This window comes from Oribacterium sp. FC2011 (genome assembly GCF_000701645.1).
Classification (GTDB): domain Bacteria; phylum Bacillota; class Clostridia; order Lachnospirales; family Lachnospiraceae; genus Oribacterium.
Genome location: NZ_JNJM01000017.1, coordinates 79,363 through 89,100, shown reverse-complemented (window position 1 = coordinate 89,100; position 9,738 = coordinate 79,363). Strand labels below are relative to the sequence as shown.

At 42.7% G+C, this 9,738-nt stretch carries 7 protein-coding genes and 1 tRNA gene; all 8 read right to left on the bottom strand.

The window, feature by feature from the left end; all coding sequences use genetic code 11:
• Window positions 1-238: 238 nt before the first annotated feature.
• The 8 genes from T357_RS20450 to cysS all read right to left on the bottom strand — a co-directional run bounded on the left by T357_RS20450 (window position 239) and on the right by cysS (window position 9,623).
• Window positions 239-1,450 (bottom strand): restriction endonuclease subunit S, encoded by a 1,212-nt coding sequence (locus tag T357_RS20450; RefSeq protein ID WP_049962439.1) that lies wholly within the window; start codon window positions 1,448-1,450, stop codon window positions 239-241.
• Window positions 1,443-4,034 (bottom strand): type I restriction-modification system subunit M, encoded by a 2,592-nt coding sequence (locus tag T357_RS0113855; protein WP_031553836.1) that lies wholly within the window; start codon window positions 4,032-4,034, stop codon window positions 1,443-1,445. The genes T357_RS20450 and T357_RS0113855 overlap by 8 nt, the downstream gene beginning before the upstream one ends.
• Window positions 4,035-4,345: 311 nt before the next feature.
• Window positions 4,346-4,418, bottom strand: a tRNA-Thr gene (locus T357_RS0113850).
• Between the two features lie 629 nt (window positions 4,419-5,047).
• Window positions 5,048-5,590 (bottom strand): shikimate kinase, encoded by a 543-nt coding sequence (locus T357_RS0113845; protein WP_242840120.1) that lies wholly within the window; start codon window positions 5,588-5,590, stop codon window positions 5,048-5,050.
• A gap of 236 nt (window positions 5,591-5,826) precedes the next feature.
• Window positions 5,827-6,714 carry a shikimate dehydrogenase gene (gene aroE, locus T357_RS0113840; protein WP_031553832.1) on the bottom strand — a complete coding sequence of 296 codons (888 nt, stop codon included), beginning with the start codon at window positions 6,712-6,714 and terminating at the stop codon, window positions 5,827-5,829.
• Between the two features lie 156 nt (window positions 6,715-6,870).
• Window positions 6,871-7,614, bottom strand: coding sequence for a 23S rRNA (guanosine(2251)-2'-O)-methyltransferase RlmB (rlmB, locus tag T357_RS0113830; RefSeq protein WP_031553830.1), 744 nt, complete (start codon window positions 7,612-7,614; stop codon window positions 6,871-6,873).
• 84 nt (window positions 7,615-7,698) lie between these two features.
• Window positions 7,699-8,217, bottom strand: a complete 519-nt coding sequence (locus tag T357_RS0113825; RefSeq protein ID WP_242840119.1) for a Mini-ribonuclease 3 — start codon at window positions 8,215-8,217, stop codon at window positions 7,699-7,701.
• Complete coding sequence (cysS, locus tag T357_RS0113820; RefSeq protein ID WP_031553825.1) at window positions 8,217-9,623, bottom strand: cysteine--tRNA ligase; 1,407 nt, start codon at window positions 9,621-9,623, stop codon at window positions 8,217-8,219. The genes T357_RS0113825 and cysS overlap by 1 nt, the downstream gene beginning before the upstream one ends.
• Window positions 9,624-9,738 lie beyond the last annotated feature (115 nt).

Sequence of the window (9,738 nt, the reverse complement as noted above, 5' to 3'; positions counted from 1 at the left end):
ATCGTGGCAACAGTTATGTTTTTATCCATACTGATGCTGCCATCGTTCTTTTCACTCGACTTTTTATAGAGTTCCCCAAACTTACGCTGTTCCCAGGAAATATATGCTTTTTGTGAGCTCTAATGATTACCCAAAATAAAAAATACATCGTAAATCGTTGTAATCAGACTTACGATGTATAAAATCATAAAATACACTTTAGAAATACCTGTTGAAAAATGATTTTTTAGTTTTATTTTTAAACAAACATATCAGCAAGCACGGATTTCTTGACAATCCTTAACTTATCAAGCTTACGTTGATGAAGGGTGATAAGGTTGTCGAGAGTCTCAATATATCCCCCGATTGCCTTCTGCTCATTGTAAGAAGGAACCGGAATCATAATAGATTTCATTCCCTCAATATCAATACTTTTACCATCCCTAATACCATAAACATGCGGCTTCAATAAGACATCAATAAACCGTCTTGACCTGAAGAATGGATAATAGAATCTGCTATCAGTATTATCACCGTGAAAAGTGTGATAGGCTGGGCTTATTATGCCATCAGTATTGGCTTTTTCTAATCCGCCTTCAAAGGATCTGAGATGAACTATAAAGTCATCTTTCCTCACCATTTTATAGTTTGATAAGCTCGACTTATCATATTGTAAAGCTCGGTCAGATTCTTCTCTTAAAATGGTTCCGCCGCCCTGAATTATTGTGAGTGCCGGAAGCTCTTCATGGTTCTTTTCGGAGTATTCTTCAAATACTTCACCCAACTTACGCTGTTCCCAATCATCAGTAAAGCCGCCAATACGGATCTGGGGGACTTTTTCACCATTTTTAGGAAAACATTTTTCAAGCATGGATTTTTTGACGATCCTTAATTTATCAAGCTTACGTTGATGAAGGGTGATAAGGTTGTCAAAATGTTTTAAAAAATTAGCAATCCGTTCCTGCTCCTCAATAGTAGGCGGTAATATCATCGGAAAATCTTCCAAAATACCTGCTCCACTATTTTTCTGACCACCACCAATTTGAGTCGCTAAGAAATACTTTTTTCCGTAATCGGAATTAATATATTGGCATGCATAAAAAGGATTAGTTCCTTCTTTTAATCTAGCAATTAAAGTTGTAAATGTCTGTGAACCCTCGTATTTTTCAGGAACCACACATGCAGTTCCTGGATATCCGGTTCGTGCAACCAATAAATCATTTGCCTTTAATCGCTTGTTTACATATTTCTTTTCAAACTCTTCATCAATAAAAATTACATCAGAATCATCGAGATAATTCTCTTTAATATTCTGATTTCTAAACATTACAATGCCATCATCCGTATAGGCATGTGTGGCAGAATTAGCTATGCCAACAGTGATGTTTTCACATAACCCGGATAACTTACGCTGTTCCCAATCATCGCTAAACCCTTTGAATCTTATTTTCGGAATTTTTCTTTCATTCATTGACTGCTCCTCCCAGTAACAGTTGCAGTTCTTCGATTCCCTTCATATCAGCAGCAGAACCGGTTAATTCTGAAAGCATTTTTGAAAGAGATATTTCGGTTTCGTGGATATCTTTTTCGAGATCGCTCATGGTGATAGCGTATTTGGAAGAAAGATTCTCTATATTCTTGGTGAATCCATCCAGCATCTCACCGGACAGTTTCATGATCCCTGTGATTACAGGACTTGTCCATTTCTCATGAAGAAGCATATAAACTTGCTCATCCGAGAGGTTTTCTATTACCCGTTTAGTCTCAAGATGCAGTACTTCATCATTTTCTTTGATTTTTACTTTCAGATTCTTTTCTGTTGTGTTCAGTTCTTCTGCCTTGCGAAGGATTTCAATGAGACGAGTGTCCGTTGATGCATCAGCTTTCAGAATTTTGATCATTCCCTTTATGTTCTTTATCACAAAAGCATCATTTGTCTCATTCAGTGCATCAGATACAGTCTCTTTATCTTCTTCGCTTAATGACTCAAGAAGTTCGTCATATGACGATGGGATTTCGGCAAGCTTTTCCTGCATGTTCTTAAGCTCTGCCTTCTGTTCCGGTAAGCATATGTTTTGAACGAGTTCAAATGGAAGAACATGACCCTTCCAGCCTTCCTGCACTTCGGCATCCTTGCCATTCTTTTTCTTTATAACCATGTTCGGATCAACGATCTTTACCGCTGACATTCCTTCGGTCTGAATGATTTCAAGGTCTCCTGAAATCTCAGTAAACTTTGCTTCAAAAAGCTCATAAGCGGAATAAGGATCAAGGAGCGCAACATCTTCAAAGCGCTTGAAGATATTTGAAGCGACCAGCTCTTCAGTTTTAGCTATTGATAATGTCTCTGCATTATCAATCAGAGCTCCGTCCATATACTTTCCAAAATCTGCAAATGCTTCTGCATAGGCATCAAGGAACTGTTTAACTTCTGCATTATTTCTGATGGCAGATTTTATATCATCTGCCTTTAAATCAAGATATCCGTTTTCGACTGAGAAAAGCTCAGCCTTCAAAGATGGGAAAACTTTCCAGTAAGCCTCAAACTCTTCCAGCTCCTTTTCCGGAATCCCACCAAACATGGATGCATAAATATCATAGCTTTCGGCAGCCTCAGAAGAATCGACATAACGAGGGATGTTAAGGTTATAGTCATTGGCACGGATTTCTTCACGGCTTACAACCTTGGAATATTTATCGATGGACTTACGTTCCTTTACTGCATCAACGATTCTTCGTATATCGGAAGCCCTAAGTTTGTTATTTTTACCTTCCTTTGTAAAGTTCTTCGAAGCATCAATGATAAGAACGTCGGTGTTTTCTCTTTTCTGCCTGAGAACCATGATGATGGTAGGTATTCCGGTTCCGAAGAAGATATTGGCAGGAAGTCCAATGATAGCGTCAATGTTATTCTGCTCTATCAGATTCTTTCTTATAGCACCTTCTTCACCGCCTCGGAAAAGAACACCGTGAGGAAGAACGATGGTCATGATTCCATCCGGCTGAAGGTGATACAGGTCGTGAAGCAGGAAAGCATAGTCTGCTTTGGATTTAGGCGCAACACCGTATCTTGCATATCTGGCGTCGTTTTCTTTTCCTGAAGGATCCCACCTTTGAGAGTATGGAGGATTTGAGACCACTGCATCAACATAAAGTGGTTCATAAGTTCCCTGGGGATCAGATTCGTCGAAGTAAGGCCAGTCTTCTTCCAAAGTGTCACCATTTCTTGTGACAATGTTGTCAGGAAGGATACCCCGCATAACGAGGTTCATTCTTGTAAGGTTATAAGTATTGGCCTTCAACTCCTGAGCGTAATATCTTATTCGATTTGGATCCTCGATATACTTTGATGCGGTCTTACCGATGTTAATCAAGAGGCTTCCTGAACCTGACGTGGGGTCATAAATCTTGATTTCAGTTCTGCCCTTCAGGTAATCTGCAATAATTTCAGACATCAAAAGAGAAACTTCGTGGGGAGTATAGAACTCTCCGGCTTTTTTGCCGGCGTTTGCTGCGAAGTTTGAAATAAGATACTCGTATATGAAGCCAAGAACGTCATAGTCCTGTTTACCGTTCATAGGGATGTCGTTTATAAGCTGAATCAGGTCACTGACCGATTTAGTCTGGGACTTTGTATTTTCACCGAGCTTTGACAGACCGGTTTCCAAAGTGTTGAATATTCCCTCGAAAACCTTCTTGTGGGATGGTGAGATCAGACGGTTAAATGATGAAAGACCGGTCCTGACATTATCAACAGAGAAATCCGATCCCATATGTATCCAGGTTGAGAAAAGATCCTTGTAAGCTATAAAGTAACCGAGGCTTTGTTGTGCACTGGATTTGCTGGAATACTGATCTTCAGCTTCTTCATTTACATAATCTTTAATGCTATCAGCATCATAGCCTCTTTCGTAGAGCCACTGCTCTTCTTTGTCCGAAAGGTATTTATAAAAGATAAAGCCAAGAATATAGTCCTTATATTCGTTGGCTTCTATTTTTGAACGCATTTCGTTTGCGGATGCCCATATCTTTGCTGCAAGTTGTTGTTTATTCATTGGTAAAGCTCTCTTTCGTTAATTTTAGGCAATGCCATATATGATTATAACGGTTTAAATAGTGGGTTTCTATGGGATTTTAAGGAACGTGTTGAGATATAGATCATTTGCATACAAAATAATACTTCATTAAAAAGGCCTAGGAACACTTCAAAGCGAAGGATGGTACACAGTTTACCTCAGCTGTAGTAGGGGTAGATGTCCCGGTATGGGACGAGAAGGCATTGGAAAAGTGATTTTTCGGATGAGTATCGTAGAAATACAAAAGCCCGGTCGCATTTGGTTTGCGATCGGGCTTTATGCAATAAAAAAGCTGGTAACCGGAATCGGACCGGTGACCTCCGCACTACCAATGCGACGCACTACCGACTGTGCTATACCAGCATTTGCTCTCTCATGTGAGAACCTACTAAATTTAGCATAAGGACATGTCAATGTCAATATACAGTTGAAAAATTGATAAAGTTCAGCCGGTGGACCGAAACAGTTCAGCCGGTATGCCATATTTTCGCAGTGAACAAGGCATTACATTGACCCATATTCCGGTTACCAGCATTTGAGTCATCCTGAATGGCAGGTTATATTGACTTTATTTCAGGTAATCTGGATTTGGGTCATCCTGAATGGCAGGTTACATTGACTCAATTTCAGGTAATCAGCATTTAGGTCATCCTGAATGGCAGGTTACAATGACTCAATTTCAGGTAATCAGGATTTGGGTCATCCTGAATGGCAGGTTACATTGACTCAATTTCAGGTAATCAGGATTTGAGTCATCCTAAATGGCAGGTTATAATGACTCAATTTCAGGCAATCAGGATTTAGGTCATCCTGAATGGCAGGTTACATTGACTCAATTTCAGGCAATCAGGATTTAGGTCATCCTAAATGGCAGGTTACATTGACTTATATTCTGAATTCTGAGTTTTAAGGTCAATCAGTGGTTCCAATAACTCCGGATGGTGGGGAAAAGAGCCGACCAAGCTCTTCGCGAACCATTGCCGGCTGGATCGTCAGGGTTTCACAACAGCCTGCACCAATTCCTCGCAGATCTCCTGAACGGTCTTTCCGTCTGTTGAGATGATGATATCCGCAGCAGCTTCGTACTTTGCACTTCTCTTCTCCTGCAGGCTCCGGATGAAATCAACATTCATGTTGCCGTTGAGGATTGGGCGATCGCCTGAATCCTTAACTCTTTCGAGGGTGGTTTCGGGGGTTGCGGTAAGAAGAACTATGATGCTTCCCTTTTTCAGGTTTGTGACGTTTTCTTCACGAAGAACCGCTCCGCCTCCGCAGGAAATGATGATGCCGCTTGATTTCTGGAGGTCAAGGATGACCTCGCTCTCGCATTTTCTGAAATAGTCTTCACCGTGCTTTTCGAAGATTTCCTTTATGGGCATGCCTTCACAACGGACAATTTCCGCATCAGTGTCCACTTCTGTCATTCCAAGCATGTCTTTAAGGCAAGAGGAAACCGTGGATTTTCCTGCTCCCATAAAGCCGATGAGGGCAATGTTCTTTTTCTTCAGTTTTTCGAGGGTCTGAGGGTTTGTCACTTTGGTTTCCTCCTGTTTTAGATAAAATTATGCTTAATGAAGAAAAATTAGTGTAAAAGTTGTAATCGTTCAATCAACATATTTAATAAAAATCAAAGTTTATTTAGATTTTAAAGATGATCCCGTTTCTCCGGTTGACTTACTTTGCTGTTTTTCGAGAATGCAGTCAATCCTAAGGCAACAATATTATAGTCATGCCTTGGTGGAGCTGTTACTAATAGTTTTCCTCGCCTAAGTCATATATCAAAGTATTTTTCCTTCACGATCTCCACCGGCATCTTCTTTCCGGTCCAGAGCTCGAAGGCAGCAGCCCCTTGGTAAAGTAGCATGTACATGCCGTTAAAAGCATTGAGTCCACACTCCTCTGCCATTTCAAGAAGCTTTGTTTTCCGTGGGTTGTATATGACATCGGAAACCGTAAGTTTCTCATTCATTCCGGAGGCTCTGTCCGTAAGCCAGGAAGCATCCTTTATGAGATTTCCTTCCGGATTCGGTGCCATACCAACGTTTGTAGCATTGATGAGGAGCACAGATTCAGAAATCTCCCGTTTCATCACATCATCCTCGTAATCATAGACCGTGACCTTGCAGGAAGTAGACTCATGTATCTTTCTGATGGTTGACGCTGTTCTGTCTTTAAATCTGCTTCCGGCGCGTTCGAAAACAGAAATCTCACCGGCACCGTCAAGTGCAAGCTGGGTAAGTACCGCGATTCCGGCGCCGCCTGTTCCCAGCAGGGTGATTTTTTTGCCAATGTAATCGACCCCGGCCTGTCTCGCTGACTCCGTAAAACCGATTCCGTCGGTGGTGTGTCCTGTGACGGTTCCGTCATCCTCAATGACCACGGTATTTACGCTTTCAGCAATCTTTGCGGCTGTACTCAGTCTGTCGCAAAGGGATACCGCTTCTGTTTTAAGGGGCATGGTGAGGTTAAAGCCTCTCACTCCCATCTTCTTGAAACTGTCAAGAACGCCGCTGAGCTCCCCCTCTTTTACATCAAATGCAAGGTAGCAGTAGTCAAGGTCAAGCTGCTTAAAGCCTTCGTTATGCATAGCAGGAGAAAGGCTGTGAGCTACAGGACTGCCCAGGAGGCAGATCATTTTGGTTTTACCTGATATTTCCATGATAAATCACTTTCCGCTGTTAACTTCCGGAGAGTTTCCGTAAATTCTCCGGAATAAAATAAATGTCTCCCCTAGAATACCCTTTTTTTTCGCAAAATAAAAGCCGGGAAACATACCCGGCTTTTATAGCTCCTATTATGCTTGGTATCTTATACCTTATCCGTTAAGTCTCTGACGCACAATCTCATAGGCCAGAACACCGCAGGCCACAGAAGCATTGAGGGAATCAATGTTTCCGAACATAGGAATGGAGGCTACCATGTCACACTTCTCCTTTACGAGTCGTGATACGCCCTCTCCTTCATTTCCGATAACGAGACCGATGGCACCTTTCAGGTTCAGCTTATACATCTGCTCGCCATCCATATCGGCACAAACAAACCAAAGTCCTTCCTTTTTCAGATCTTCGATGGTCTGACCGATATTTGTAACCTTGGCAACCTTTGTGTATTCCAGGGCACCGGCTGAAGTTTTGGCAACTGTTGAGGTGAGTCCCACAGCACGTCTTTCGCGAATGATTACGCCGTGTGCGCCTGCAAGATTAGCCGTACGGATCATGGCACCGAGATTGTGAGGATCTTCTATTCCGTCCAGAATAAAAAGAAACGGGCTTTCATTTTTCTCCCTGGCATAGTCAAGTATTTCCTCAACTGTGCTGTAGTGGAAAGCTGCAAGATAAGCTATGGCACCCTGGTGTGAACCCTGACCGGCAATCTCATCGAGTCTTTCCTTTTTAACGAATTCCGGCTTGATACCGGCTTTCTTTGCTTCTCTTATGATGGTGGAAACAGGACCGTCATGAACACCATCCTGCAGGAACAGGCGGTCAACTGTCTTTCCTGCACGGAAGGCTTCGATAACCGGATTTCTGCCGATGATGGTAAATTGTTCGTCTCTCATATATAGACCTTTCAAAAGTTAATAATTTATATGTTGGTTTGAATATTTGTTGGTAAAATACCAAGCCCAACCAATTTGACAACTTTAAGATTCTTCGGAAACATTATCAGGCTCGGAAATCTCTGTCTTTTCAGCATGTTTAATCTTCCCGTATTTGTCATGCAATTCCCGGAGATGATGGATGCCCATGGCTTCAATCTCCAGCAGGCGTTCGTACTGTTCTGTCAGATACAGATACCCGATAAGGGCCTCAAAACCTGTGGCGCGACGGTACTCCTGGATGGAGCTGTTCTTACTGTGGGTTACGGACTTCTGGTTCCTGCCTCGTCTGTAGATAGACATTTCTTCCGGAGTCAGTATTTCTTTTGCGATTATGTACCCCATAATCTCTGACTGGGCATGGGCGCAAACAAATTCGGTTTTCTTCCGGTTGATGGCATTGATGGAACCGGGGAAATGGGTGACCACATACTCCCTGACTGCGAAATCATAGATGCAGTCCCCGATATACGCAAGAATAAGCGGGGATGTTGTTTGGACATCCACCGCCTTAAGATCAAGTTTTTCTTTGTAAAGTTTGATAAAAGATTCTGTCATGGACATTATGCTCTGCTCCACTTAACGCCCTCACGGGTATCCTTGAGAACGATGCCCATTTCGAGAAGCTTATCTCTTATTTCATCAGCCTTTGCAAAATCCTTAGCCTTACGTGCAGCCTGGCGCTCTTCGATGAGCTTTTCAACATCTGAATCCAGATCATCCTTTGCTACCACTGTCTTGATTCCGAGAACGCTCATAAGGAGCTCAATTTTCTCGAGTACGTAGTCTGCAAATGTCTTGGTGCTTTCTTCTGTGACAGAAACATTGGCAATCTTTACAAGCTCAAAGATGGCTGTGATGGCATCGGCAGTATTGAGATCATCATCCATCTTCTGGTTGAACATATCCTGCTGTGCGTCCACGCTCTTTACTGTCTCAAGCTCGGCTGCGGTCATGTCGCTGCCGGTTAACTTTGCGCTAAGCTCACGGAGACGCTCGATGGCAGTCTGTATACGCTCGAGAGAAGTCTTGGCGCTGTCCATAAGATCCCTTGAGAAGTTAAGCGGATTACGATAGTGTGCGCTCAGCATGTAGAATCTGAGAACACGTGGATCATACTGTGAAGTAATGTCTCTGACCGTGAAGAAGTTGCCCAGGGACTTGGACATCTTCTGGTTGTTAATGTTTATGAATGCATTGTGCATCCAGTAATTTGCGAATTTTTCGCCGTGAGCCACCTCATACTGGGCGATTTCATTCTCATGATGAGGGAAAATAAGGTCCTCGCCGCCGGCATGGATGTCAAGACGTCCACCACAGTACTTGGGAGCCATAACGCAGCATTCTGTGTGCCAGCCCGGACGGCCTTCGCACCATGGTGACTCCCAGTAAGGCTCTCCCATCTTCTTTGGCTTCCAGAGAACGAAGTCTGTTGAAGTTCTCTTGCCGTCCTCGCCGGAAACCTTCAGATCACGGAAACCTGACTGAAGCTCGTCAATGTTTTTGTGGCTGAGTTCGCCGTAATCCTTAAATGATGTTGTATCGAAGTAAACGGTTCCGTCCTTTGCAACATAGGCACTGTCCTTTTTAACAAGAGTATCGATAAGGTCGATCATGCCCTGAATCTCTTCTGTGGCACGGGGATGGATAGCCTCCTCGATATTTAAGTCAGCCATATCCTTCTCAACTTCTGCTATATATCTTTTGGTAATGTCGGAGCACTCAACGCCCTCTTCATTAGCCTCTTTTATAATCTTGTCATCTACATCAGTGTAGTTGGAAACGTAGGTCACCTTATAACCCTGATATTCCATATATCTTCTGAAGGTATCAAAGACGATCATGGGACGGGCGTTTCCGATATGAATGAAATTGTAAACCGTAGGGCCGCAGACGTACATGCGGATCTTTCCCGGCTCTATGGGTTTAAATTCTTCCTTCATGCGTGACATCGAATTAAAAATCTTCATAATATCTCCTTTGCCTCCAAGGCACGGTTTTACGCTTATAAAGCGAATCTCCCCGCAGGCTACATGAAGTTTATTTTAGTATTTAAGCGGTTTTGCGTCAATAATAAACAAGACA

Coding starts and splice junctions, on each gene's coding strand:
- rlmB (WP_031553830.1), bottom strand. CDS start 7,614: ATGAGAGACGAACAATTTACCATCATCGGCAGAAATCCGGTTATCGAA.
- cysS (WP_031553825.1), bottom strand. CDS start 9,623: ATGAAGATTTTTAATTCGATGTCACGCATGAAGGAAGAATTTAAACCC.
- aroE (WP_031553832.1), bottom strand. CDS start 6,714: ATGGAAATATCAGGTAAAACCAAAATGATCTGCCTCCTGGGCAGTCCT.
- T357_RS20450 (WP_049962439.1), bottom strand. CDS start 1,450: ATGAATGAAAGAAAAATTCCGAAAATAAGATTCAAAGGGTTTAGCGAT.
- T357_RS0113855 (WP_031553836.1), bottom strand. CDS start 4,034: ATGAATAAACAACAACTTGCAGCAAAGATATGGGCATCCGCAAACGAA.
- T357_RS0113825 (WP_242840119.1), bottom strand. CDS start 8,217: ATGTCCATGACAGAATCTTTTATCAAACTTTACAAAGAAAAACTTGAT.